General features: G+C 71.5%; 21 protein-coding genes and 1 pseudogene. 9 read left to right on the plus strand and 13 right to left on the minus strand.

Annotated features, from left to right (window positions below):
• Nucleotides 1-6: 6 nt before the first annotated feature.
• From cysC to ACNYS0_RS10885, 5 genes are read left to right on the plus strand one after another with little or no spacing between them, the layout of a single operon-like run.
• A complete protein-coding gene (gene cysC / locus ACNYS0_RS10865; RefSeq protein WP_422472749.1) occupies nucleotides 7-573 on the plus strand; it encodes an adenylyl-sulfate kinase in 567 nt (188 codons plus the stop codon).
• The gene (cysD, locus tag ACNYS0_RS10870) at nucleotides 570-1505 is read left to right on the plus strand and encodes a sulfate adenylyltransferase subunit CysD (protein WP_422472751.1); all 936 of its coding nucleotides are present in this window, start codon (nucleotides 570-572) and stop codon (nucleotides 1503-1505) included. Before cysC ends, cysD begins: the two co-directional genes overlap by 4 nt.
• 2 nt (nucleotides 1506-1507) lie before the next feature.
• Entirely contained in the window at nucleotides 1508-2863 is a 1356-nt protein-coding gene (locus ACNYS0_RS10875) for a sulfate adenylyltransferase subunit 1 (RefSeq protein ID WP_422472753.1), read from the plus strand.
• Nucleotides 2864-2876: 13 nt separating this feature from the next.
• On the plus strand, nucleotides 2877-3410 hold the full coding sequence (locus ACNYS0_RS10880) for a hypothetical protein (protein WP_422472755.1): 534 nt from the start codon (nucleotides 2877-2879) through the stop codon (nucleotides 3408-3410).
• Between the two features lie 6 nt (nucleotides 3411-3416).
• Nucleotides 3417-4157 (plus strand): sirohydrochlorin chelatase, encoded by a 741-nt coding sequence (locus ACNYS0_RS10885; RefSeq protein WP_422472757.1) that lies wholly within the window; start codon nucleotides 3417-3419, stop codon nucleotides 4155-4157.
• Nucleotides 4158-4164: 7 nt separating this feature from the next.
• Here the strand turns inward: ACNYS0_RS10885 and ACNYS0_RS10890 are convergent, their stop codons facing one another.
• Entirely contained in the window at nucleotides 4165-5145 is a 981-nt protein-coding gene (locus ACNYS0_RS10890) for an ArsR/SmtB family transcription factor (protein ID WP_422472759.1), read from the minus strand.
• Between the two features lie 73 nt (nucleotides 5146-5218).
• On the opposite strand from ACNYS0_RS10890, the gene ACNYS0_RS10895 reads away from it, so the two are divergent.
• Nucleotides 5219-6481 (plus strand): MFS transporter, encoded by a 1263-nt coding sequence (locus tag ACNYS0_RS10895; RefSeq protein ID WP_422472761.1) that lies wholly within the window; start codon nucleotides 5219-5221, stop codon nucleotides 6479-6481.
• Between the two features lie 11 nt (nucleotides 6482-6492).
• Here the strand turns inward: ACNYS0_RS10895 and ACNYS0_RS10900 are convergent, their stop codons facing one another.
• From ACNYS0_RS10900 to ACNYS0_RS10915, 4 genes are all read right to left on the minus strand, one after another.
• On the minus strand, nucleotides 6493-7077 hold the full coding sequence (locus ACNYS0_RS10900; RefSeq protein ID WP_422472763.1) for a TIGR03086 family metal-binding protein: 585 nt from the start codon (nucleotides 7075-7077) through the stop codon (nucleotides 6493-6495).
• Nucleotides 7078-7141: 64 nt separating this feature from the next.
• On the minus strand, nucleotides 7142-8155 hold the full coding sequence (locus ACNYS0_RS10905; RefSeq protein WP_422472765.1) for a ketopantoate reductase family protein: 1014 nt from the start codon (nucleotides 8153-8155) through the stop codon (nucleotides 7142-7144).
• Between the two features lie 12 nt (nucleotides 8156-8167).
• Nucleotides 8168-8749 carry a DUF1697 domain-containing protein gene (locus ACNYS0_RS10910; RefSeq protein WP_422472767.1) on the minus strand — a complete coding sequence of 194 codons (582 nt, stop codon included), beginning with the start codon at nucleotides 8747-8749 and terminating at the stop codon, nucleotides 8168-8170.
• Between the two features lie 73 nt (nucleotides 8750-8822).
• Complete coding sequence (locus ACNYS0_RS10915; RefSeq protein WP_422472769.1) at nucleotides 8823-10028, minus strand: S8 family peptidase; 1206 nt, start codon at nucleotides 10026-10028, stop codon at nucleotides 8823-8825.
• A 359-nt stretch (nucleotides 10029-10387) separates the two neighbouring features.
• Here ACNYS0_RS10915 and ACNYS0_RS10920 point away from each other — a divergent pair, with 359 nt between their 5' ends.
• The gene (locus ACNYS0_RS10920; protein WP_422472771.1) at nucleotides 10388-12667 is read left to right on the plus strand and encodes an MMPL family transporter; all 2280 of its coding nucleotides are present in this window, start codon (nucleotides 10388-10390) and stop codon (nucleotides 12665-12667) included.
• 43 nt (nucleotides 12668-12710) lie between these two features.
• On the opposite strand, the gene ACNYS0_RS10925 is transcribed toward ACNYS0_RS10920, so the two are convergent.
• The 3 genes and pseudogenes from ACNYS0_RS10925 to erm form a co-directional block, all read right to left on the minus strand.
• A complete protein-coding gene (locus ACNYS0_RS10925; RefSeq protein ID WP_422472772.1) occupies nucleotides 12711-13766 on the minus strand; it encodes a CDP-alcohol phosphatidyltransferase family protein in 1056 nt (351 codons plus the stop codon).
• A gap of 209 nt (nucleotides 13767-13975) precedes the next feature.
• Nucleotides 13976-15233, minus strand: a pseudogene (gene mgt / locus ACNYS0_RS10930) (macrolide-inactivating glycosyltransferase).
• A gap of 32 nt (nucleotides 15234-15265) precedes the next feature.
• On the minus strand, nucleotides 15266-16048 hold the full coding sequence (gene erm, locus ACNYS0_RS10935) for an ErmE/ErmH/ErmO/ErmR family 23S rRNA (adenine(2058)-N(6))-methyltransferase (RefSeq protein ID WP_422472774.1): 783 nt from the start codon (nucleotides 16046-16048) through the stop codon (nucleotides 15266-15268).
• 350 nt (nucleotides 16049-16398) lie between these two features.
• Between erm and ACNYS0_RS10940 the strand changes: the two genes are divergently transcribed.
• A complete protein-coding gene (locus ACNYS0_RS10940; protein ID WP_422472776.1) occupies nucleotides 16399-17289 on the plus strand; it encodes a phosphotransferase enzyme family protein in 891 nt (296 codons plus the stop codon).
• Between the two features lie 23 nt (nucleotides 17290-17312).
• Here the strand turns inward: ACNYS0_RS10940 and ACNYS0_RS10945 are convergent, their stop codons facing one another.
• The 4 genes from ACNYS0_RS10945 to ACNYS0_RS10960 all read right to left on the minus strand — a co-directional run bounded on the left by ACNYS0_RS10945 (nucleotide 17313) and on the right by ACNYS0_RS10960 (nucleotide 21681).
• Nucleotides 17313-18038: a 3'-5' exonuclease gene (locus ACNYS0_RS10945; RefSeq protein ID WP_422472778.1), complete on the minus strand. Its 726-nt coding sequence runs from the start codon at nucleotides 18036-18038 to the stop codon at nucleotides 17313-17315.
• Nucleotides 18039-18137: 99 nt separating this feature from the next.
• A complete protein-coding gene (locus tag ACNYS0_RS10950; protein ID WP_422472780.1) occupies nucleotides 18138-19406 on the minus strand; it encodes an SAV2148 family HEPN domain-containing protein in 1269 nt (422 codons plus the stop codon).
• A 130-nt stretch (nucleotides 19407-19536) separates the two neighbouring features.
• The gene (locus tag ACNYS0_RS10955) at nucleotides 19537-20856 is read right to left on the minus strand and encodes a copper amine oxidase (protein WP_422472782.1); all 1320 of its coding nucleotides are present in this window, start codon (nucleotides 20854-20856) and stop codon (nucleotides 19537-19539) included.
• Between the two features lie 39 nt (nucleotides 20857-20895).
• Nucleotides 20896-21681 carry a Tat pathway signal sequence domain protein gene (locus ACNYS0_RS10960; protein WP_422472784.1) on the minus strand — a complete coding sequence of 262 codons (786 nt, stop codon included), beginning with the start codon at nucleotides 21679-21681 and terminating at the stop codon, nucleotides 20896-20898.
• A 160-nt stretch (nucleotides 21682-21841) separates the two neighbouring features.
• Here ACNYS0_RS10960 and glgX point away from each other — a divergent pair, with 160 nt between their 5' ends.
• A complete protein-coding gene (glgX, locus tag ACNYS0_RS10965; RefSeq protein ID WP_422472786.1) occupies nucleotides 21842-23959 on the plus strand; it encodes a glycogen debranching protein GlgX in 2118 nt (705 codons plus the stop codon).
• On the opposite strand, the gene ACNYS0_RS10970 is transcribed toward glgX, so the two are convergent.
• Complete coding sequence (locus ACNYS0_RS10970; RefSeq protein WP_422472788.1) at nucleotides 23934-25196, minus strand: MFS transporter; 1263 nt, start codon at nucleotides 25194-25196, stop codon at nucleotides 23934-23936. The two genes, glgX and ACNYS0_RS10970, sit on opposite strands and share 26 nt — an antisense overlap.
• Nucleotides 25197-25202 lie beyond the last annotated feature (6 nt).

Here is a 25202-nt window from a genome sequence, read left to right on the forward strand (position 1 = left end):
GAACTCATGAACGAAACACGGACTTTGGAGAACCAAGTGACCGGAGCCACGATCTGGCTCACGGGTCTGCCGTCCGCCGGCAAGACCACCATCGCGTACGAGCTGGCGAACACGCTGCGCGCCGAGGGCCGCAAGGTCGAGGTGCTCGACGGCGACGAGATCCGCGAGTACCTCTCGGCGGGCCTCGGCTTCAGCCGCGAGGACCGGCACACGAACGTCCAGCGCATCGGCTACCTCGCCGAACTCCTGGCCCGCAACGGCGTGTTGGCGCTCGTCCCGGTCATCGCGCCGTACGCGGACAGCCGCGAGGCCGTCCGCAAGCGCCACCAGGCCGGCGGCACCGGCTACCTGGAGGTGCACGTCGCCACGCCCGTGGAGGTGTGCTCCGACCGCGATGTGAAGGGCCTGTACGCCAAGCAGGCCGCCGGTGAGCTGTCCGGGCTCACCGGCGTCGACGACCCGTACGAGGCACCCGAATCGCCCGACCTGCGCATCGAGTCGCAGAACCAGACCGTGCAGGAGTCCGCGGCAGCGCTCCGTGCGCTGCTCACCGAGAGGGGTCTCGCCGCATGACGACCGTAGCCACAGTGACCGAGGACACCGACTCCCCCTACGCGCTCAGCCACCTGGACGCCCTGGAGTCCGAGGCCGTGCACATCTTCCGCGAGGTGGCGGGCGAGTTCGAGCGGCCGGTGATTCTGTTCTCCGGCGGCAAGGACTCCATCGTCATGCTGCACCTGGCGCTGAAGGCCTTCGCCCCGGCCGCGATCCCCTTCTCGCTGCTGCACGTCGACACCGGGCACAACTTCCCCGAGGTCCTCGAGTACCGCGACCGCACCGTCGAGAAGCACGGCCTGCGCCTGCACGTCGCGTCGGTGCAGGAGTACATCGACGCCGGCAAGCTGCGCGAGCGTCCGGACGGGACCCGTAACCCGCTCCAGACGGTGCCGCTGACCGAGAAGATCCAGCAGGAGAAGTTCGACGCCGTCTTCGGCGGCGGCCGCCGCGACGAGGAGAAGGCCCGCGCCAAGGAGCGGGTGTTCTCCCTGCGCGACGAGTTCTCCCAGTGGGACCCGCGCCGCCAGCGCCCCGAGCTGTGGCAGCTGTACAACGGCCGGCACGCCCCCGGCGAGCACGTCCGCGTCTTCCCGCTCTCCAACTGGACCGAGCTGGACGTGTGGCAGTACATCGCCCGCGAGAACATCGAACTGCCGGAGATCTACTACGCGCACGAGCGTCCGGTCTTCAAGCGCAGCGGCATGTGGCTGACCGCGGGCGAGTGGGGCGGCCCGAAGGACGACGAGACGGTCGAGACGCGGCAGGTCCGCTACCGCACCGTCGGCGACATGTCCTGCACCGGCGCCGTCGACTCGGACGCCACGACCATCGAGAAGGTCATCGCGGAGATCGCCGTGTCCCGGCTCACCGAGCGGGGCGCCACCCGCGCCGACGACAAGATGTCCGAGGCCGCGATGGAAGACCGCAAGCGCGAAGGGTACTTCTAGACATGAGCTCCACCACCTCCGCCGCCGCCGCCGAAGAGCTGGCCGATCTCTCGGCGACGACCCTGCTGCGGTTCGCCACGGCCGGTTCCGTCGACGACGGCAAGTCCACGCTGGTCGGCCGCCTGCTGCACGACTCCAAGTCGGTCCTCACGGACCAGCTGGAGGCCGTCGAGCTGGCCTCCAAGTCGCGCGGCGCCGCCGAGCCCGACCTCGCGCTGCTCACCGACGGCCTGCGCGCCGAACGCGAGCAGGGCATCACCATCGACGTCGCGTACCGCTACTTCGCGACCCCGCGCCGCCGCTTCATCCTCGCGGACACGCCGGGCCACGTGCAGTACACGCGGAACATGGTGACCGGCGCATCCACCGCCGACCTCGCCGTGGTCCTCGTCGACGCCCGCAACGGCGTCATCGAGCAGACCCGCAGGCACGCCGCCGTCGCCGCGCTGCTTCGCGTCCCGCACGTCGTCCTCGCCGTCAACAAAATGGACCTCGTCGACTACGAGGAGACGGTCTTCGCGCGGATCGCCGAGGAATTCACCGCGTACGCCGGGCAGTTGGGCGTCCCGGAGATCACCGCGATCCCGATCTCGGCGCTCGCGGGCGACAACGTCGTGGAGCCGTCCGCCAACATGGACTGGTACGGCGGCCCGACCGTCCTGGAGCACCTGGAGACGGTGCCGGTCAGCCACGACCTCACCAGCTGCCACGCCCGCCTGCCCGTCCAGTACGTGATCCGCCCGCAGACCGCCGAGCACCCGGACTACCGGGGCTACGCGGGTCAGATCGCGGCAGGAACGTTCCGCGTCGGCGAGTCCGTCACGGTGCTGCCCTCGGGCCGTACGTCGAAGGTCGTCGGGATCGACCTGCTGGGCACGGAGGTCGACGTGGCGTGGACGCCGCAGTCGATCACCCTGCGCCTGGAGGACGACATCGACATCTCGCGCGGCGACCTGATCGTGCCGAGCCACGACGCGCCCGCCACCTCGCAGGACATCGAGGCGACGGTGTGCCACGTGGCGGACACCCCGCTCGGCGTCGGCCAGCGCGTGCTGCTCAAGCACACCACCCGTACGGTCAAGGCGATCGTCAAGGAGATCCCGTCGCGGCTCACGCTCGACGACCTCTCCCAGCACCCGGAGCCGGGTCAGCTGGTCGCCAACGACATCGGCCGGGTGAAGGTGCGGCTCGCGGAGGCGCTCGCCATCGACTCCTACGCGGACTCGCGCCGCACGGGATCGTTCCTGCTGGTCGACCCCTCGGACGGCACGACGCTCGCGGCGGGCATGGCCGGCGAGTCCTTCGCCTCGGCGGAGGACCCCAAGGCACTGGTGGACGAGGAGGGCTGGGACTTCTGAGTCCCGGACCGGCATGAGGGCGAGCATGGTGGCCGCGGCCTGGCAGGAGGCGTTCCCGGGTCTGATCCGGACGAGCGTCTCGTGCGGGCTGCTCGGCTTCCTGCTCGCCCTGGCGGTCGGCACGCTCCTCGGGCTCGCCATGTCCCGCCTGCCGTCCGTGCGTGCGGTGGCCGGTCCCGTCCTGTCGGGTCTGCGGTGGCTGCCGTCGGTGGTGTGGGTGCCGGCCGTGATCCTGTGGCAGGGCCTGAACGCTCCGGTGCTGTGCGCGGTGCTGCTGCTCGGCGCGGCCCCACCGATCGCGCAGGGCCTCGCCTCGTCGCCGCCCGGCCGTCCGGCGGGCGTCAAGCAGGGCTGGGCGTTCACCTGGCGCGCCCTGCTGGCTGCCGTGCTGATCGCCTCCGCGACGCCCGAGGCCACCGCCTCCGTTCCGGCGGTCGTGCTCACGGCCCTGCTCGTCCTGACCATCGGAATCGCCGTCGACCTGTTGATCCTCAGCCCGTTGGAGCGCCGTGCACTGCGCGGCCGCGAACTCCTCGTCAAGAACTGAGCGATGATGAGCCACTCCCCCGCCCTTCTCGTGATAGCCCACGGCAGCCGCGACCCGCGCCATGCCGCGACCGTGCACGCCCTCGTGGGCGAGGTGCGGGCGCAGAACCCCGGTGTGCGGGTGGAGACGGCGTTCCTGGACTTCAACATCCCTTCCGTGCACGGGGTGTTGGAGTCTCTCGCGGCGGAGGGGGTCCGCGATGTGATCGCCCTCCCCCTCCTGCTCACCCGCGCCTTCCACGCGAAGACGGACATCCCCGCGGTGCTGCGCGAGGCGCCGCGCGGCATGCGGATCCGCCAGGCGGACGTCCTGGGCCCCGACCCCCTCCTGGTCTCGGCCCTCGAACGCCGCCTGTACGAGGCGGGGCTGACCCCCGCCGACAAGCCCACGACCGGGGTCGTCCTGGCCTCGGCGGGCTCCTCGGACCCGGAGGCGATCGCAGTGATCGCTGAAATCGCGCGGGAGTGGCGGCACACCGGTTGGTGCGCCGTGCGGCCTGCGTTCGCCTCCGCATCCCTTCCGCGCACGGCCGACGCCGTACGCGAACTGCGGGCGCTCGGCTGCGCACGCGTGGCGGTCGCCCCGTACGTGCTCGCCCCGGGCCGTCTCCCCGACCGGATCGCGGCGGGCGCGGCGGAGGCCGACGTCCTCGCGGACGTCCTGGGCGCGGCTCCGGAGGTGGCGCGCGTCCTGATGAGCCGTTACGAGGCGGCCGTCGTACGGGAGTTGGTGGCGGTCGGCGCCTGAGCGGCGCTCACCCGCACAACCGCTCCCCCAGCTCACTGCGCGCATAGCGCACGCTCCGCCCGCCGCGCGTGCGCAGCAACAGCCCGGCGTCGTACAGGATCGACAGGTGCTGGCTGACCGCGCCCGGTGTGACGTCGAGGCGGTGGGCGAGTTCCGTGGTCGACGCGGGTTCCTCGAGGAGGCGCAGGATGCGGGCGCGGGCGGCGCCGAGCAGCCGGGTCAGTGCCTCGCTGGTCGCCGGGGGCGGGGTCTCCGAGATGGTGGCGCGGCCCCGGGCCGGATAGCTGAGCAGCGGCGGCAGTTCGGGGTCGATCATGGTGTGGGCGCCCTGGGCGATGAGCGTGGGGACGAGGACCAGACCCCGGCCGCCGATGCGGATGTCGGCCTCCGGCCACGGGTGCCGGTCCAGCTTCTTGACCAGGGTGAGCACCTCGCCGTTCCAGGTGAGGCGCGGGTCGAGGCTCGCGAAGAGTCCGCCCGCACCCTCCTCCGCGAGCACCTTGCCGCGGTGCGCCAGATCGGCCTCCAGGACGGCGTGCACGCGCGGCCACCAGTCGGGCGCGAGACAGTCGTACCAGTACCCGGACAGGGCGTCCGCGATCCGGTCGAGGAGCGCCGCGGGGTCGGCCAGGCCCCGGCGCAGGGCGGCGGGCAGCGGGTCCGTGCCGTACGCGGCGGTGATCTCGGGTTCCAGCAGGTTCGGCGGGGTGCGGCGCAGCGCGTCGAGCTGGGCCGTGAAGGCGGGACGCGGCCGGTCGGGGCGCGGGGTGAGGAAGTCCGGGATCCACAGGCGCGGGGCGATCAGCGCGGTGAGCAGCTCGGTGTCCTGGCGCCGGAACGCCGGGCCGAGGCGGCGCAGCCAGGGCCGCTGGTGCGGATAGCGCGCGGGGTCGCGCCAGGCGCGCAGCGAATACACGGCCTCCTGGAGGGGCGAGTACGCGAAGGACGTACGGGCGAGGTCGCCGACGACGAAGCGGAACTCGATCACGCCGCCCTCCCTCACGCTTTAGCTGGAGGCTAAAGGAATGTCGCGGCGCCCGGAACCCCGCTTCCCTATGGCCATGACCACTTCACCGCCCCGCCCCACCGCTTCCGCGACCACGCGCCTCGCCGGACTGCTGCCCACCGTGCCGGTCCTGCGCCGGCTGTCCCTGCTCACGCTCCTGAACGCGTTCGGGCGCGGGCTGTTCTTCCCGGTCAGCGTCCTGTACTTCACCCGGTTCGTGGGGCTGAGCGCCACCTCGGTGGGTGTGGGCCTCACGGTGGCCGGGGTGTTCGGGCTCGCGGCGGGGGTGCCGGCCGGGCGGGCCTCTGACCGGTGGGGGCGGCGGCCGGTGCTGACCGGCCTGTGGATCGGGTGCGGCGCGGCGCTCGGGGCGTACACGCTGATCGGCGGTTACGCCTCGTTTCTGGTGACGGCGGTCTGCTACGCCACGCTGAGCCAGGGCAGCATGGGCGTGCGCAACGCGCTGTACGCGGACGTACTGCCCGCCGGGGAGCGCGTGGAGGGCCGGGCGCATCTGCGGATGGTCACCAACGTGGGCATGGGCGTGGGCGGCGCCTTCGGGGCGCTCGCGCTCCAGCTCGACAGCCGGGCCGGCTACACGGCCCTGATCCTCGTCGACGCGCTGGCGTTCGTCGGTTCCGCGCTGATGGTGCACCGGCTGCCGGGCGGCGCGGGGCGGCGGCCGGTCGCCGACACCCCGGCGGAGAGCCGGTGGCGGGCGGTGCGCGATCTGCCGTTCCTCGCGGTGACCTTCCTCAACGCCGTACTGGCCCTGCAATACGGCCTGTTGGAGGTCGGGCTGCCGCTGTGGATCACGGAGCACACCGAGGCGCCGCGGTGGACGGCGGCGCTCGTCATGGTGCTCAACTGTGTGCTGGTGGCGCTGCTTCAGGTGCGGGCGACGCGTGGGGTGGAGGATCTGCCGGGTGCGGTGCGGGCGATGCGGCGCTCGGGGCTGCTCCTCGCCCTGTCCTGCGCGTTCTTCGCGTTCTCGGCCGGGCTCTCCCCGCTGTGGGCGCTGGGGGTCCTGGTGTTCGGCGCGGTGGTGCAGGTGTCCGCCGAGGTGTTGCAGGCGGCGGGCGGCTGGACGGTCGGCTACGGCCTGGCGGACTCGCGGGCGCAGGGCGTCTACCAGGGCGTGTTCAACTCCGGACAGGCCGCGGCGACGATGGCCGCGCCCGCCCTGGTGACCGTCACCGCGATCCGGCACGGCACGGCGGGCTGGGCGGTGCTCGGGGCGCTGTTCGTGGTGGCGGGCCTCGGCGTGGGGCCCGCCGTGCGGTGGGCACGGCGGGACTCCCAGTGGCGCGGCGAGTGAGCCCGGCCCCGTCAGCGCGGATCGCGGCCGCTGAGGGCGAGGGCCTTCGCGTACACCGAAGCGTCGTGGCCCACGTCGACGGGGGCGGCGAAGCCCTCGTACTGGCGGTACAGCTCGGCGTTCGCCGCCACGACCTGGAGGAGCAGGGCCGCCGCGCCGTCCGAGACGCGGAATTCCTGTCCGGTGGCGTGGGCCACGTCCCAGCCGTGCAGGACGAGTTCGGCCCACAGCAGGGCGGCGACCTCGGGGGCGGGCTGCTGGGCGAAGCCGAGGTCGACCTCGCCCTCCCAGACGGCCGGTTCGGCCCAGGCGGCGACCGCCCGGTCGAGGTCGGCGGCGTACGTCGCCGCCCAGTCCTCGTCGGCCGTGAGGTCGCGAGCGGTCAGCTCCTCGGGCATCTTGGTGCGCAGCGCCCGGTGTTCCATGCCGTGCGAGGTGTACACGGTCCAGTGGTTCACAAGCGTCCGCACGTCCCAGTCGCCGCAGCCCGAGGCCGCGTCGAGCCGGTCGGGCTTGACGCCGGCCGCGACGCGGGCGGCCTCGGCGGCGCTTTCGGTGAGGTACGGGTACACGGTGTCCATGCGGAGTTCGTTCATGCCGGTGACGCTACGGCGACCGGTACCCGCACCTCTTGAACAAACGCGACAGGCGGGCGGGGGACTACGAGGCGCTGCGCGCGTCCACCGCCGCGACCAGGTCCGGCACGCTCGTCTCCCCCGCCGAACGTCCCTCGCGCGCCGCCTCGTTGGCGAGTTCCTGGAGGACGTCGTTGACCGGGGTGGGCACGCCGTGCAGGCGGCCGAGGAGGGCGATCTCGCCGTTGAGGTAGTCGGCCTCGATGCTGCCCGCGCCGCGCTGGAGGGACTGCCAGGAGGAGCCGCCGCCGCGCGGGGAACTGTCGAAGGGCTCGAAGGTGATCTTGTCGGCGCGGGTGGCCTTCTCCTCGTCCTGGCTCGCGTACGCGACACCGGCGGCTTCGAGCACCGCCTCGCCCTCGGCGCGGGCCCTGCGGAAGAGGGCGATGCCCTCCTCGCTGGTGAGCACGCCGGAGATCGCCTCGATCGAATTGGCCAGGTTGGAGAGGAGCTTGGCGTACTTCCAGCGCATGACGTCGTCGACGACGGGCGCTTCGAGGAGCCCCTTCTCCAGGTCGGCGGAGATCGCCCGCGCGGTGTCGTCGCTGCCCTCCGGGTAGCGGCCGAGGTGCAGCATGCCGGAGAGCGGGGTGCCCGGGGCGCGGACGACGCCCGGCTCGACGAACGTGGCGGGCAGCCACACGCACATCCCGTACACCCGCTGGAAGGTGCGCAGGGCGAGGCGTTCGCTCTCCACGCCGTTCTGCGCGCAGACCAGCGGGAGGCGGAGGGCCGCCGTGCCGCCGCCCTCGACGGGGCGCGGGCCCCACGCGGCGAGCGCCGCCGCGCTGTCCTGGGTCTTCACGGCGAGGATCAGCACGTCGTCGGCGCGCAGCGTGCCGAGCGCCTCCGGGCCGTCCACGACCGGGAGTTGATGGGTGTGTGGGCCGTCCGGCGTCTCGACGCGCAGCCCCTTGTCGCGCAGCGCCGCGTACTGGCTGCCGCGCGCGACGAGCACGACGTCACCGTGCCCGGACTGCGCGAGTCGTCCGCCGATGACGCCGCCGACCGCTCCTGCTCCGATGATGATGTAGCGCATGGGCCGACCATTTCACGGACGCGCTCGGTGTGGGGCCGTGAGTTCCACCAGTTTCGTCACGGTGTTCCAGTTGCGACTCGTCGCGATCAGGCCCTTGTTGAGCCCCGGGCGGGACAGCTGGGCCCCCAGTTTCGAGACGCCGAGGCCCTGGGGAGCGTAGAGGTAGAGGGCGCGGTCGCCGAGGCGGAAGTCCTCGGGGGCGTAGTCGGCCGGGTCCACGGCGGCGAAGCGCTCGGCGGTGACGGGCTCCGAGAAGTAGGTGACGTGCAGCTGCTTGGCCTCCAGTTCGGCGGCCGGGAAGGGGCAGTCCGCCATGACCGCCTTCAGGTAGGCGTGGCCGCGCACGAGGACGTCGACGGTGAAGCCGAACTCCGCGGCGATCGCCTTGGTGAGCGCGGCGGCGAGCGATTCCTCGTCGCCGCCGTCGGGCGCGGTGAAGGCGACGTTGCCGCTCTGGAGGTAGGTGCGTACGTCGGTGAGGCCCAGGCCCTCGATCACCGGCCGCAGCCCGGCCATCGGCACCTTCTTCTTGCCGCCGACGTTGATGCCGCGCAGCAGCGCCGCGTATCCCTCGGTCGAGGTCCCCTGTGTCATGCGCACACGATAAGGCGGCCGCCGTTCCCCGTGGGGGTGGGCACGGCGGCCGCCGGTCATCGAGCCGGAACGTTTACTCGACGACCTTCAGGAGCTTGTTGGCGGTGCCGTCCGACGCGTTCTTGATGGCGTCGGGGGTGGCCCCGTCGGTGAGCGCCTTGGCGACGTCGGCCGGGGCGGCGTCCTTGTGCCCGGCCAGGTAGACGGCTGCCGCGCCGACGACGTGCGGCGTCGCCATCGACGTACCGGAGATGGTGTTGGTGGCGTCGTCCCCGGTGTTCCAGTCGGACGTGATGTCCGATCCAGGCGCGTAGATGTCGACGACGGAGCCGAAGTTGGAGAAGTCCGACTGCTCGTCGTCCTTGGTCGAGGAGGCGACCGTGATGGCCTCCGGGACCCTGGCCGGGCTGGACTGGGAGGCGTCCGCCGACTCGTTGCCCGCCGCCACCGCGTAGGTGACACCGGAGTCGATGGACTTCTTGACCGCCGCGTCGAGCGCCTCGTCCACGCCGCCGCCGAGCGACATGTTGGCGACGGAGGGGCCCTGGTGGTTCTCGGTCACCCAGTCGATGCCCGCGACGACCTGCTCGGTGGTGCCGGAGCCCTGGTCGTCGAGGACGCGGACGGCGACGATCTTCGCCTTCTTGGCGACGCCGTGCGCGTCACCGGCGATGGTGCCGGCGACGTGCGTGCCGTGCCCGTTGCCGTCGTCGGCGCTGTCGTCGTTGTCGACGGCGTCGAAGCCGTAGGAGGCGCGGCCGCCGAAGTCCTTGTGGCTGATCCGCACGCCGGTGTCGATGACGTACGCGGTCGCGCCCTCGCCCGCGCTGTCCGGGTATGTGTACTTGCTGTCGCCCGCGGTGTCCGCCTGGTCGATGCGGTCCAGGCCCCACGACGGCGGGTTGTCCTGGGTGGCGTCGATGTGGAACTTCTTGTTCTGGACGACCTTCGACACGGAGCCGTCGGCGGCAAGGCGCTTGGCCTCGGTGTCCGACAGACCGCTCGCCGAGAAGCCGTTGACCGCCGAGCTGTAGTTCCGCTCGATCGTGCCGCCGTACTCCTTGGCCAGGTCCTTCTTCGCGGAGGCGTTCGCCTTCTGGTCGAGCAGCACGATGTAGCTGCCGGACACGGCGCCCTTGGCGTCCTGCCCGTAGACCTTGCCCTCGGCGGGGGCCGCGGTGGCGGAGAAGCCGCCGAACATGGTGACGCCCACTGCGGTAGCCGCCGTGGCTATCGCCGCGGTGAGCTTCATCGTGCGCGCATGCTGGTTTGTTGCCATGAAGAGGGGTCTCCTCAGTGGTGTGGGGGGAATGCCAGCGCCCCAGGACGAACCTCCGCGAAGGTTGTCAAACTCCGGAAGATGTCCGGGGGTTGAGACGAAACCCTGACCGATTGACGCGATCAGATCAAGACCTACATGAACCTGTGACGTGCTCAACAAGGTTTCGTAATAACAAATCGGGCGGTTCCCGGAGGTTCGGATCAAGGTCCGCCGGTTCATACCTCGGCGTCTCAACCCCCGATAGATGTAGGGGACTCGGGTCATCCTGCGCGCGGACCCGGGCCGCCCGCACTTCACCGAACAGCACGACGAACCGCCCTTATCCCGCCCATACCTTCGATTCCGGAGGTGACCTGATGGCGAGGAACGGGGAACGGCAGGAGCACCGGGTGCGCGGATTCGCCGCGCGGGCCGGTGGCTGGAGCGCCCGGCACAGGTGGGCGGCGGTGGGGATCTGGGTGCTGTTCGTCGTGGTGGCGATGGGCCTGGGGTCCGTCGCGGGGCGCGTGGACGTGTCGGAGGACGACCAGCTCAAGGGCGAGACGAGCCAGGCCGCCCGCATCATCGACGACGCGGGCGTGGACGAACCGGCGGGCGAGACCGTGCTCGTCCAGAGCAGGAACGGCGCGCTGCGGGCCACCGCGCCGGAGTTCAGGGCCGCGGTCGCCGACGTGGTGAAGGCCGTCGAGGGCACCGGCGAGGTGACCGCCGTGCGCTCGCCGTACGCCGCCGACACCCGGACGGTCTCGAAGGACGGCCGCACCGCGCTCGTCCAGTTCGACATGCGGGGCGACCCCGACACCGCGGCCGACCGGGTCGAGCCGGTCCAGAAGGCCGTCGCGGGCGTCGCCGACGACCATGACGCGCTGCGGATCGAGGAGATCGGCGCCGCGAGCATGAACAAGACCTTCGACGACGCGTTCGGCGACGACTTCCAGCGCGCCGAGTACTCGGCGGTGCCGGTGGCGCTCGGCATCCTGCTGATCGCGTTCGGCGCGCTCGTCGCGGCGCTGCTCCCGGTGGCGCTCGCCGTCACCGCGATCATGGCGACGATGGGCCTGATGGGCCTCGTCAGCCATCTCCAGCCGATGAGCGAGACCGCCAACTCGGTCATGCTGCTCGTGGGCCTCGCGGTCGGCGTCGACTACTGCCTGTTCTATCTGCGGCGCGAGCGCGAGGAGCGGATGAAGGGGCGCGATCCGCAGACGGCGCTGCGCGTCGCGGCGGCCACCAGCGGCCGGGCGATCATCGTCTCCGGTGTCACGGTGTGCGTGGCGATGGCGGGGATGCTGTTCACCGGGCTCGCCGAGTTCCAGGCGATGGGCCTCGCCTCGCTGATGGTGGTGGCGGTCGCGATGGTCGGTTCCGTCACCGTGCTCCCGGCGCTGCTCTCGCTGCTCGGGGAGCGGGTGGAGAAGGGACGCATCCCGTTCCTGCACCCGACGAAGAGGCGGGGCGGCGGGAACGGGGACGCCGGTTCGGGCAGCCGCTTCTGGAGTCGGGTGCTGACCGTCGTCCTGGCACGGCCCGCCGTCTCCGTCGTCGTCGCGGTCGGCGCGCTGCTCGCCATCGCGGCGCCCGCGCTCGGCATGAAGACCCAGAACCTCACCCTTGACCAGGAGTTCGGCGACTCGCTGCCGATCGTGGCGACGTACGACCGGGTCAACGCGGCATTCCCCGGCGGCTCCGACCCGGCCGAGGTGGTCGTGAAGGCCGACGACATCGACGCCGCCGATGTGCGCGGCGCCCTCGCCGATTTCCGGACGAAGGCCGTGAGCTCGGGGGCCTCGCGCGGGCCCGTGGAGGTCACCGTGCACCGGGACGAGAACGTGGCGATCGTCGACGTACCGCTCGTGGGCGGATCCGATCAGGACAAGGCGGAGAAGAGCCTGGCGCTGCTGCGCGACGAGGTGCGGCCCGACACGCTCGGCAAGGTCGACGGCGTCGAGGCGCCGGTCACCGGGCAGGTCGCGGGATCGAAGGACTTCAACGACCAGATCGTCGGTTCCGTCGTCCCCGTCTTCGCGTTCGTCGTCGCGTTCGCTTTCCTGCTGATGCTGCTCTCGTTCCGCTCACTGACGGTCGCGATCACGTCGATCGCGCTCAACCTGCTGTCGGTGGGCGCCGCCTACGGGATCCTCGTCGCCGTCTTCCAGCACGGCTGGGGCGCGTCCCTGGTCGGCGCGGAGGGCGTGGGCGCCATCATCACGTGGCTGCCGCTGTTCCTGTTCGTGATCCTGTTCGGCCTGTCGATGGACTACCACGTGTTCGTGGTGTCGAGGATCAAGGAGGCGCGGCTTCAGGGACGTACGAACCTGGACGCCATCCGGCACGGCGTGGTCACGACCGCGGGCGTGGTCACCAGCGCCGCCGTCATCATGGTCGCCGTCTTCAGCATCTTCGGGACGCTGTCCATGCAGTCCATGAAGCAGATGGGTGTGGGCCTCGCGGCGGCGATCCTGATCGACGCGACCGTCATCCGCGGCGTGCTGCTCCCGGCCGTCATGGCGCTGCTCGGGGAGCGCAACTGGTATCTGCCGAGGTGGCTGCGCCGGCTGCCGGACCTGACGCACGACGAGGCGGGCATCGAGCCCGCCCCGGTCCCGCGCGAGGGCGGTGAGGAGGTGCGCGTCTGACGACGCGCCGCACGACCGGCCCACGGCCTGTTCACCGCCCGCGTCACGCGACGGTGGACAGGCCCTTCTCGTTCTCCTCGTACAGGGCGCCCTGCTCCGCGGCCTCCTGCTCCGCGGCCTCCCGCTCGGCAGCGTCCTTCTCGAAGGCCTCCAGCGTGCGGCCGAAGTCGCGCGTGGACAGCAGCAGCTTGTAGACGATGGCGAGTTCGAAGACGAGCAGCAGCACACCGGCCGCGACGGTCGCCCCGATCACCTGGTCGAGCAGCGGCCCGACGATGAAGACGGCCATCTGGAACTCGATGCCGCTCACCAGGTGCGTACGGATCCGGTGGCGCAGCAGGAAGGACCGGAAACGCAGATAGACCGGGAAGCGGCTGCGGAACTCCTGGTGCAGGTCGACGACCTTGGGACGCGGCGCCGGCCCCTCGGCGCCCTCCGCCTCCGCGGCCGCCTCGTCGTCCGCGGCGGCCTCCGCGGTGGCCGCCCCGTTCAGGTCCTGCTCGATGTCGGCGGACGGGTTGGCCCGCAGCAGGTCCTCCATGAACGCGACGCGCTCCGCGTTCTGCGCGCGGCGGGCGGCTCGCATCCGGGTCTTGATCTGCTTGCGCATCGTGTGCCGGGTCTTGAAGATCTCCAGCGAGTTGATGTAGCGCAGCCCGTCGAGGAAGACGACGGCCACGGCGAGCCAGATGTAGATCAGGTCGCCGGTGCGCTGGAACTGGCCGCCCATCAGCGCCACGGCACAGGCCATGACGCGGACGCGGTCGAAGATGTAGTCGAGCCAGGCGCCGAACACGGAGCCCTGCCCGGTCAGCCGGGCGACCTTGCCGTCCATGCAGTCGAGCACGAAGCTCAGGTGGTAGATGAGCGCACCGGCGATCAGCCAGCGCCAGTCCCCCATCGCGAAACAGCCGGCCGCGCCGAGCCCCAGGATCAGCGCTCCCCAAGTGATCTGGTTCGGCGTGATGCGCGTCCAGCGCGCCGTGACCCGTACGAGAGGTGTGGCGATCGGGTCGACCAGCAGCACGGTCCACCACGCGTCGCGCTTCTTCTGGGTGATGCGCCGCACTTCGGGCAACGACGGTATGTCTCGGGGCATGAGGCGCGCCAGCTTTCTTTGTTCAAAAGTAGGTTCACCTCACCGTAAGAATCCGTTCTGAATAAGTTCAAGAACGTACGAACGCAACCTTTACCGGGGGGTATCGGTCGTACATCCCAGGCGAGTCGAATTCGTTATCTCTTGCGCACACGCTTTTCACGGAACGGCGGAACCGTTCCGTGAAGAATCGCGTCACCGCCCCTTCGCCCTCAGGTGCGCAGCTCGGCCTCGATGAGATCGGCCGCCTGTCGTGTTCCGCCCTCCGCGGCCATGTCCTGCTGGATCCCGGCAAGTCGGCGCGCCACCTCCGGGTCGTCGACCAGCGCGAGGACCGCCTCCCGGAGCGTCTCGGCGTCCGCCTCCTCCATCGGTACGTGCCGGGCGACGCCGAGCCCCTGGAGCATGTCGGCGTTGCCGAACTGGTCGACGGCCTGCGGCACGGCGACCATCGGCGTCGCCGTGGCCAGGCCTTCCTGGCTGCCGCCCGCCCCGGCGTGCGTGATGAAGGCGTCCGCCTTCTTGAGGATCGCCAGCTGCGGCACCCACTGCCGCACCTCCACATTGCCGGGAACCTCCCCGAGGTCCTCGGCGGTGACGTGCTTGCCGACCTGGAGCACGACATGCCAGCCCGGCAGATCGCCGAACGCCTTCACGCACTCCCGGTAGAAATCGGGCTGCTTGGTGAACGACGAGCCGAGCGACACGAGCAGGACGCGCTCGGCATCGGCGGGGCGCTCCCAGTCGCCCTGCGCGAAACGGTCGCCCTGGCAGGCGCCGACGAAGGTGTTCTTCTTCTCGTCGACCCGGTCGGCATTCGGCTGGAGCGCCTTCGGAATGAGTACGAGGGTGCGGTCGTAGCGGCCCCAGAATTCGTCGGCGGTCCTCGGGACGCCGGACTCCTTGAGCCACGCGTCGAACTTCTCGTAGTAGGCCTGGCCGCGCGGCGTCTTGCGGGGCTCCTCCCACATCGGCTTCGCGACCTCCTCCTCGTAGCCCTCCCAGGCGACGAGGTTCGGCGAGAGCGTGACCGCGGGCACGCCCCAGCGGTGGGCGAGGACGCCCGCCGGGTACGAGGTGATGTCGTGGATGACGAGGTCGGGGACGCCGGCCCCGCCTTCGCCCTCGTAGGCCTCGATGAGCTGCGGGAGGGCTTGGATCGCGTCGTCCAGGAACGGCTCCACGTTGTCGAGCAGGGTCGTCCCCCACGCCGCCGGGTCGTCGTCGGGGCCGGGGAGCGTGGTGCGGTAGAGGACCGGCTCGGCGCCGGTCTCGGCGATCTTCTCCTCGAACAGGTGCGGGATCGCGTACGTGACGCGGTGCCCACGGGCGACGAGCTCCCGGATCACTTCGAGGCTCGGGTTCACGTGCCCGTGGGCGGCGATGGAGAACATGGCGATGTGGGCACGTTTGCCGTGGTTCGGGTTCGTCATGCTCCCCACCGTAAGCGAGACGAGACGTCTCGTGCAACTGGTTGACGGGTGTTGCTCAGGGGCCGCCGGTCACCGGTTGAGTTCGGCCCACAACCGCAGCCACTGCTCCGGTGCCGCCTCCCCCACGAGCGCGCCCGGCCGGATTCCCGCCTCGCGCAGCGCCGCGTCGACCCGTCGGCGCGGGTGGGCGCGGCGCAGCGAGGCGCTCAGGCTGCCGCCGACCCCGGAGAAGCCGAGCGTGACGAGCCGTTCGTACGCCGGGTACTCGGCCCGGGTCAGCAGCGGCTCCGCCCTGCGCTCGATGCGGAGCACGCCCGCGTCGACCCGTGGGGCCGGGCGGAACGCGGTGCGCGGCACCCGGCCGAGCAGCCGCCACTCGAAGTGCGGCCAGGTCAGGACGGTGCGGCGGGTCCAACTCCCGTAGTCGCCCGTGCGTTTGCGGGCGTACTCGAGCTGGGTGAGCAGCACGGCGCGGGTCAGCGCGTCGGCGCGCAGGCACCAGTCCACGACGTCGGCCGTCCGCGAGAACGGCACGTTCCCCGCGACGGCGAACGGGTCCCTGGGCGGCCGCACCGCGAGAAAGTCCACGTGCCGTACGCGCACGTGGGCCTGCGCGGCGAACCGCTCGCGCAGCCGGGCGACGAGCCGCCCGTCGACCTCGTACGCGACGAGGTCCGTGGCGCGCCGGGCGAGCGGCGCGGTCAACGCGCCACCCCCTGCGCCCACTTCGAGGAGCAGCGGGGTGGGATCAGGCGTCGCCAACCGTGCGAAACGGCGCGCGGCCGCACGGTCGGCGAGAAAGTTCTGCGAGAGGGCACGCGAACGCGACGTGCCGGTGGAGCGGGCGGCCATGGCCTGTGGTCCTTGTCATCCGTACGGCAAGAGGGCGGATGAAGGCGCTGACCGGGACCGCGATCAGCCGCGCGCGCTCGCGGGCGCACGGTTCGCGGAGTTCCTACAGTTCGCGACGTCGGAACCGGTCAGAGCGCCGGGCCGACGCGCAGCCGAACGGCATGCGCGCAGCCCTGAACCTGGCGGGTCACCGAGACGGCCATCATGGCTGCGCTGCACATGCCCCACATGCTGGCCGGACCCCGCGGACCCGTCCACCGAATTTCCGCTCACCGGCCGCGGCGCGCCACGGGCCGGGTGCGAGACTGGGCCTCCTACCAGGTGAGACGCGGGAACGCGGGAGGCACAGCATGGACGAGGCACGGGCACGGGAGGTGCTGGCGCGGGCGGACGTCGTGGACGGCGGCGCCAAGGCGGCGGGCGCGGCGGAGCTGCTCGCGCTCGGTGAGAACGCGGTGTTCGCGGCCGGTGACCTCGTCGTCAAGATCGGCCGGGGCATCGAGCAGGGCGGCGCCGAACTCCTCGACCGCGCCCGCCGCGAGGTCGCCATCGCCTCCTACCTCGCCGCGCACGACGTCCCCGCGGTGCGCGCCGCGAAGGACGAGGCGCTGGTGGTGGACGGACACCCGGTGACCGTGTGGCACCGGATCCCGGCGGCCGTCCGCCCGGCCGAGCCGCGCGATCTGGCGGAGCTGCTCAAGCTGGTGCACGCACTCCCCGCGCCGACCGGTTTCGAGCTGCCGCGCCGTGAACTGCTCGGCGGGGTCGAGCGCTGGCTGCGGCTCGCGGGCGACGCGATCGACCCGGCCGACGCGGACTATCTGCGCGAGCGGCGGGACGGGTTCGCTGCCGCCGCCGCGGCGCTGACCCCGCACCTGCCGGCCGGGCCGATCCACGGCGACGCCCTGCCGCGCAATGTGCACATCGGGCCCGAGGGCCCCGTCCTCGTCGACCTCGAGACGTTCTCCTCCGATCTGCGGGAACACGATCTGGTCGTGATGGCCCTGTCGCGGGACCGGTACGGGCTGCCCGCCGAGGCGTACGACGGCTTCGTGTCCGCGTACGGCTGGGACGTGCGCGAATGGGAGGGGTGCGCGGTGCTGCGCGGTGCGCGGGAGACCGCGTCCTGCGCGTGGGTCTCGCAGCACGCCCCCAGCAACCCGAAGGCGCTTGCGGAGTTCCGGCGGCGGGTCGCCTCGCTGCGGGACGGGGACCCGGAGGTGCGCTGGTACCCGTTCTGAACGGGTCCGCCCAGCGCGGCGCGTCAGGTGGTGGCCGGTGTGTCGAGCACTCGCATCGGCCACACCGTGTCCACCACGGCGTCCGGATTGCCCTTCCTGCGCAGGAAGTTCTGGAAGTCGACGGCGGACTCGGCGTACCACTCCACCTGTCTGCGATGCAGTTCGGCCGCGCCGAGCTGTGCGACCTTCGCGTGCCGCTCGCCTATCGCGCGGGCGAGCAGCGCCGCGGCCAGGGCGTCCGCCGATGCGTCGTGCGCGGCGTCGAGCGGCACGCCGTACTCGGTGCAGACCGCTTCGAGGTTCCGCTTGCCCTTTCGGTAGCGGTCGACGGTGCGGTCGATGGTGTACGGGTCGACGACCGGCCCCGGCTCGACGCCCGCGAGGCGCTCGCGCAGCGACGGCAGCCCGTGCCGGGCGAGCTCGGCGGAGAGCAGGGTGAGGTCGAACGTCGCGTTGTACGCGACCACCGGTACGCCCGTGCGCCAGTAGCCCACCAGGATCTCGGCGAGGGCGTCGGCGACCCGGTCGGCCGGCTCGCCCTCGGCGGCCGCCCGTTCGTTGGTGACACCGTGCACCGCTATGGCCTCTTCGGGGATCGGCACCCCGGGGTCGGCCAGCCATTGCCGGTGACCGAGGACCGCGCCGTCCTTCACCTCTATGACGGCGGCGGTGACGATGCGCGCCTCGCGCGGATCGGTCCCGGTCGTCTCCAGGTCGAAGCCGATCAGCAGCTCGCGGTGCCAGCCCATGGCAGCCCCCTTCTCGTGGTGCGTTCCCCCGATGACCAACACCTTCGCACGCCCCACTGACAATCCGACCGGGCGCCCGCCCCGACCCGCTGCCCGCCGCTACGACACCGGTCGCGCGTCCGCCCAGGCCTGCTCGAATTCGTCGCGATAGGTCACGAAAAGCCCGTTCTCCCCCGTGTCCGCCGACGCGCCCGCCCTGACGATGCGGCCCCCGCCGCGCAGCACGAGGACCGGCGCCTCCATCCCGCGCGTCCTGCGCAGATACGTCTGGACGACCGCGATGCCGTCCGAGCCGTCGCCGTCGACGAGGTAGGCGTTGAAGCGGGGCGTCTCGTCGAAGACCCGGATCTCGAACGCGCCGGGGTCCTTGAGCCGGGCCCTGACCCGGCGCATGTGCAGGATGTTCATCTCGACGGAGCGACTCAACTCGCCCCTTTTGATCCCCAGTTCCCTTTCGCGCCGTTTGACCGCGCTGGACGCCGGATTGAGGAAGAGCAGCCGTATGCGGCAGCCCGACTCGGCGAGGCGGACCAGGCGGCGGCCCGAGAAGTTCTGAGCGAGCAGGTTGAGGCCTATGCCGACGGCGTCCAGGCGCCGCGCCCCGCCGAAGAGGTCCTCGGCCGGGAACTGGCGCAGCAGCCTGACCCGGTCCGGGTGCACACCGACCACGTCCGCGTACCGGTCGCCGACCAGGTCCTCGACGGCGTCGATGGGCAGCCGGCGGGCCGAGGGGACGTCCGAGCCGGCGCCGAGTATGTCCAGGAGGCGCCCCGAGGCGCGCTCGGCCTGGGCGAGGACCGTCTCGGAGAGGGCGCGGTTGCGGGAGACCACGTTGCGCGTGACCTCCAGCTCGTCCAGGGCGAGCTCGACGTCGCGGCGGTCGTCGAAGTACGGCTCGAAGCACGGCCAGTGCTGCACCATCAGCTCGCGCAGCTGCGGCAGGGTCAGGAACGACAGCACGTTGTCGTCGGCCGGGTCGAGGAGGTAGCCCTTGCGGCGGCTGACCTCGCGCACGGCGACGGCCCGCTGCACCCACTCCTGGCCCGCGGGCCCCGCCGCCGCGACCACCCAGTCCTCGCCGTGCACGGGCGCGTAGACGGGGCGGAGCACGGCGGCGACGACGGCGCGCAGCCGCTGCTCCACCAGGTTCAGCCAGATGTAGGCCCGCCCCGCGCGCTGTGCGCGCGTACGGACCTCGCTCCAGGCGTCGGCGCCCCAGTCCAGCTCCGGTCCGATCTGGGACGCGACGTCCATGGGCCTGGCCAGCGACACCGCTTGGGGCGGGATCTCCGTGGAGGCTGCCTCCTGGCTGTCCTGGCCCTCGCGACCGTCGTCACCAGGGGGCAGCTCCAGCCCTCCCGAGCTCACCCGCTCCGCACCGCCTTCCGCTCCCCCGCGTATGTCGTGCCCGAACTGTGGAGCACGGCCCCCCAGCAACGATCAAGGAAGGGTACTCCGGGAGCGGGTGGCGATGCAGCCGGATGAGGCCGCCGGTTTCTCAACTGCCGTTTCGGGGAAGCCCGTTCTGCCCCGCCAGGTCGGCCGGAGTGAGCGGATTCATAGCGGTCACGTCCCTGGGGGCCAGCGAAAAGCCCTGCCAGTGCACAGGCATGGGCTGCTGGTCCTCGTCACGGGCGATGTGGTGGAACCCGATGTTGACCCAGGTGATCGGGTGCTTGAGCGTCTGACCGTTCACCCACTTGTTGACGCTCGTGCCGCCGCAGTTCGCCGCCGGGTTGTCGCTCGCGTACTGCTCGCACTTCTTGTACTCGGTGAAGTAGACGTCGTGCTTGGTGAAGGCACGTCCGGGGAACCGGTTGGAGCGGCCGGGTACGAACTCGTACGACCTCGGGTGGTTGTCCTTGTTCTTGCCGGCCGTGGAGACTACGCGCCACCACCGCATGTCCTTCACGTCGCCCGCGAGTTCCTTGGTGACGGGCGTGCGGGTCGTCTTCGTCTTGGGCGATCCGTCGCCGTTCGGCGGGGTCACCTTGGAGTCGTACTGCTCGACCTTGGCCTTGGGCGAGCCGTCCAGGCCGAAGTTGAGCCGCCAGAAGACGTTGTGGCTGTGGCTCTCGGCGTAGGCGCTCGCCCCCTTGCCGATGGGCCAGCCCTTGCCGTCGGTGCCGTCGTAGTCGTACGGGGAGAGGCTGCCGGTGGCGCCCACGTTCGACGTGATGGTGCCGTCGGAGGTGAAGCGCCACTCGGTGATGTACTCGTACCAGGACGCCTTGTTGACCGTGTAGACGAGCAGGTCCTTGCCCTGGGCGCTGTAGACCTTGCCGCTGCCGCCGGTCGAGTAGTCGTCGCTCAGGCGGTAAGCGTGCCCGCGCGCACGCGTGGTGGTGCACAGCCCCTTCACGTTGCCCGTGTCGGGGACCTTGACGGTCTTGATGGTGCCGCCGGGGCACTCGGCGGGCTTCAGGTTCTGGAGGGCCTGCCCGAAGTCGGTGCCGGTGACGTCGTCGTACTCGGCCTCCCCGTCGTCGTAGGGGACGTGGACCTGGGCGAGCCGGGCGCTGGTCAGCACCTTGATCGGCGCGGCCTCGCCCTTGGGCTGGTAGCTGACGTCGTCGAGGACGAGCCCGGACAGCGTGTTGTAGTGCCAGCACATGCGCCAGGTGGTGCCGCCGTCGAGGGTCTGCTCGATGCGGTACGCGTCCGAGCAGGCGGGCGCGGCGGCCTCGGGCGCGCGGGGCGGGGCGGCGGTGGCGGCGGGTGCGGTGGCGAAGAGGCCGGTGAGCAGCGCGGTGACCGCGAGACCCGTGACCGCGAGTGCGGGCCTCTTGCGGGCGCGCGGAACTCTGTTGACGTGCATACGGAAGCGCTCCTTCATGGAGGAGTGGGCGGCGGGGCCTCAGCCGAGGCGGGAGACGGAGCGGGCGCTCAGGTCGACGACGAGGGCGCGGGTGTCGACCCACGGCCCGTTGACGACCTTGGTGATGACGCGCAGGCAGCGGTGCTCGCCGCATTCCTTGAGGCCTGCGGGCACGTTCGCGACGGTCTTCTTGCGGAACACCATGCCGCTCAGCTGAAGTTGGTCCGGCTTCGTGAGCTGCTTGCCGGTGGCGTCCTTGTAGTCGCCCTTCAGGTCCGCGCCCAGCGGGTCGGCGATCAACAGCTGGGCCGCCTCGGTCAGTTCGTCCCGGCTGGGCGGTGGCTGCACGCCCTGGTCGGTCCTGCTGTCCTCGACCTTCCCCGTGTCGAGGTTCACCGTCTTCGTGACGACGGAGTCGCTCTTGTAGTCGTAGTACACGACGTCGGCGCGCCGCTGGTCGGCGGCCGTGCCGCTGAGACCGGGGTCGACCTCCGTCAGGTTCGTCGACAGGTGCTGCGGGCCCCGGTCGCCCTCCACGTCCCGTGCGTCCATCCGCAGGGCGTTCCCCGCGGTCGCCAGCTTCTCGGCGCGGTCCGTCTCGGCGTCCGTGAGCGGATCGCGCCCCACCCCCTTCGCGTCCTCGGCGGGCGCGGGCTCCACAGTGCCTTCCGGGGCCACCGCGTCCTGCTGTGCGGTCCCCGCCCTGGTCATGTCGCTCCCGCCGGAATCCGGCAGGGTCACCCCCACGGCGACGGCGACGCCCGCGACCGCGAGCGCCACCACCGCCATCAGCTTCCCGAGATGGCGTCTTGCAGTAGTGCGCACATCTTCCCCCAACTTCCCCGGCAGCCCCGGTCGAGGGCGTGCCGGTCCGACATGGTCGTCGTGTTAGAGCCTTCCAACTCCCGTGTGGTTGCCTCACTTTCGGGCAGAGACTGTCCGATGTCGCCCGGACGGCCGGGCGGGAACTGGAAGAGTCGTCAGCATGCAGGTCTGGCCTGGACAGGCGTATCCACTGGGTGCCTCGTACGACGGCGCCGGGACGAACTTCGCGGTCTTCTCGGAGGCCGCCGACCGTATCGAGCTGTGTCTGTTGCACGACGACGGCTCGGAGACCGCGGTGGAGCTGCGGGAGGCCGACGCCTTCGTGCGGCACGCCTATCTGCCGGGGATCATGCCGGGGCAGCGCTACGGGTACCGGGCGCACGGCCCGTACGAGCCCGCGCGCGGCCTGCGCTGCAACTCGGCGAAGCTGCTGCTCGACCCGTACGCGCGCGCCATCAGCGGACGGATCGACTGGAACGAGTCGGTGTACGGCTATCCGTTCGACGCACCGGACGAGCGCAACGATCTGGACTCGGCGCCGCACACGATGGCGTCGGTGGTGGTCAATCCGTACTTCGACTGGGGCGACGACCGGCTGCCGCGCACGGAGTACCACGAGACGGTGCTCTACGAGGCCCATGTGAAGGGCCTGACGATGCGGCACCCGTCGCTGCCGCAGGAGCTGCGCGGCACGTACGCGGCGCTGGCGCATCCGGCGATCATCGACCACCTCACGGAACTGGGGGTGACGGCGCTGGAGTTGATGCCGGTGCACCAGTTCGTCAACGACCAGCGGCTGGTCGAGATGGGGCTGAGCAACTACTGGGGCTACAACACGATCGGCTTCTTCGCTCCGCACAACACGTACGCGTCGTGGGGCGACCGGGGCGAGCAGGTCCTGGAGTTCAAGTCCGCGGTGCGGGCGCTGCACCAGGCGGGCATCGAGGTGATCCTCGACGTGGTCTACAACCACACGGCCGAGGGCAACCACCTGGGCCCGACGCTGTCCTTCAAGGGGCTCGACAATCCGTCCTACTACCGACTGACCGACGATCCGCGCTACTACATGGACACCACGGGGACCGGGAACTCGCTGCTGATGCGGTCCCCGCACGTACTCCAGATGATCATGGATTCGCTGCGCTACTGGGTCGAGGAGATGCACGTCGACGGGTTCCGCTTCGACCTGGCCGCCACGCTGGCCCGGCAGTTCCACGAGGTGGACCGCCTGTCGTCGTTCTTCGACCTGGTCCAGCAGGACCCGGTGGTCTCCCGCGTGAAGCTGATCGCGGAACCCTGGGACGTCGGCGAGGGCGGCTACCAGGTGGGCAACTTCCCGCCCCTGTGGACCGAGTGGAACGGCAAGTACCGCGACACCGTACGGGACTTGTGGCGCGGCGAGCCGCGCACGCTCGCCGAGTTCGCGGGCCGGCTGACCGGCTCGTCCGACCTCTACCAGGACGACGGCCGCCGCCCGCTGGCCTCGATAAACTTCGTGACCTGCCACGACGGTTTCACCCTGCGCGACCTGGTGTCGTACAACGACAAGCACAACGACGCCAACGGGGAGGGCAATCGCGACGGCGAGAGCCACAACCGGTCGTGGAACTGCGGCGCCGAGGGCGAGACCGACGACCCGGCGGTGCTCGACCTGCGGGCCCGCCAAATGCGCAACTTCATCGCCACGTTGATGCTGTCGCAGGGCGTCCCGATGCTCAGCCACGGCGACGAGTTCGGGCGCACCCAGGGCGGCAACAACAACGCCTACTGCCAGGACAACGAGGTGGCGTGGGTGCGCTGGGCCGACCCCGACGCCGCGCCGGACCCGTTCCTGGAGTTCACGCGCGCGATGGTGCGGCTGCGCAGCAGCCACCCGGTGTTCCGCAGGCGGCGGTTCTTCCACGGCCGACCGGTCGAGGGCACGCACGACGACCTGTCGGACATCTCGTGGTTCACCCCGGAGGGCGAGGAGATGACGCAGCGGGACTGGGGGGAGGCGCAGGCGCGCGCCCTGTCTGTGTTCCTCAACGGCAATGCGATCTCGGAGCCCGGCCCGCGCGGCGAGCGCATTCAGGACGACTCGTTCCTGTTGCTGTTCAACGCCTCGCCGGAGCCCACGGACTTCGTGGTGCCGGTCGACCACGGGCGGCAGTGGCAGGCCGTGGTCGACACGGCGCTGCCGGAGGGCCTCGCGGCGGGCGAGGGGCAGAAGGTGCAGGCGGGCGACGGCATCACGGTCCAGGGCCGCAGCCTCATGGTGCTGCAACGGCCGGCGTAGCCGTCCCACCGGGCGCCTGGAGGGGCCGTACGCGCAGCGCGACGAGGAAGGCGGCCCCGGCGGCCAGGCTGCCCACCGCGAAGGCGGCAGCGGGACCGTGGGCCTCGGCGAGGCGGCCCGCCGCGGCGAGCGTGACGGCCTGTCCGCCGACGAACGCGCTCACGGCGGCCGTCATGCCCTCGCCGAGCCGTTCGCGCGGCACGGCCTGTTCGGTGAGCCCGAACCCGGTGATCAGGTTGGGGGCGAACAGGGCACCGAAGACGGTCACCGCGACGTAGAGGGCCGCCATGGAGTGCGTGACGAGGAGCGGGAGCGACAGGACGGCGGCGGCCGCGGTGGCGACCCGCCAGCGGGCCCGCAGGGTGAACCGGGCGGGCACCGCCGCCATGGACAGGCCGACGACGGCGCTCATGACGCCCATCGCGGCGTAGACGAGACCTGCCTGGTCGCCGTGGCCCATCTCCTCGGTGAGCGCGGTGATCCCGGCGCCGCAGCCGCCGAGCAGGATGCCCAGGAGGACGAGTCCGGCGCGCACCACATGGACCTGGCGCGGCAGCCGGGGCCGGTCGCCGCGCGCGCGTGGCCGCGTGTGGGCCGGGGCGGACGGTACCGCCGTGGCGGTCGGGTGCAGCGCGAACGCGGCGCCGCAGACCGCGACCAGAAGCGCCGCCGCTCCGAACGCGTAGGCGGGATGTGCCACCACGGAGGCGATCCCGATGAGCGCGGGGCCGAGGACGAAGCTGAGCTCGTCCATGGTGGACTCCAGGGACAGCACGGCGTTCACCACCCGCTCGTCGCCGCCCTCCCTGCGCACGAGGGCGACGCCGCGGGCGCGCGCGAGCGGGCCGATGCCGGGGACGGTGGCGCCCGCGAGGACGCCGAGGGCGATCAGCGCGGCCGTCGGCAGGCCCGCGAGGGCGGCCAGCGTGTAGGCGGCGATCGCGAGGCCGTTGAGCAGCGCGAAGGCGAGGACGACGGGCCGCTGGCCGCGCCGGTCCGCGAGCCGCCCGACGAAGGGCCCCATGGCCACCTGGCCGAGCGCGAGGGCGCATGCGACGACGCCTCCGGTGGCGAGCGAGCCGCTGGTCCGCGTCACCAGGAGGACGCTGCCGAACTGGATCACCGCGACCGGCAGCCGCCCGAGGAACGACACGACGGGCAGCGGGCGCCCCGTCGCCGCGAGCACCCTGCGGTAGGCGTCGAGCGTGCCACCGGCCTTGTTGGATGTACCAGGCATCGTCCG

The sequence above is a fragment of the Streptomyces anthophorae genome (assembly GCF_049310305.1).
GTDB lineage: Bacteria > Actinomycetota > Actinomycetes > Streptomycetales > Streptomycetaceae > Streptomyces.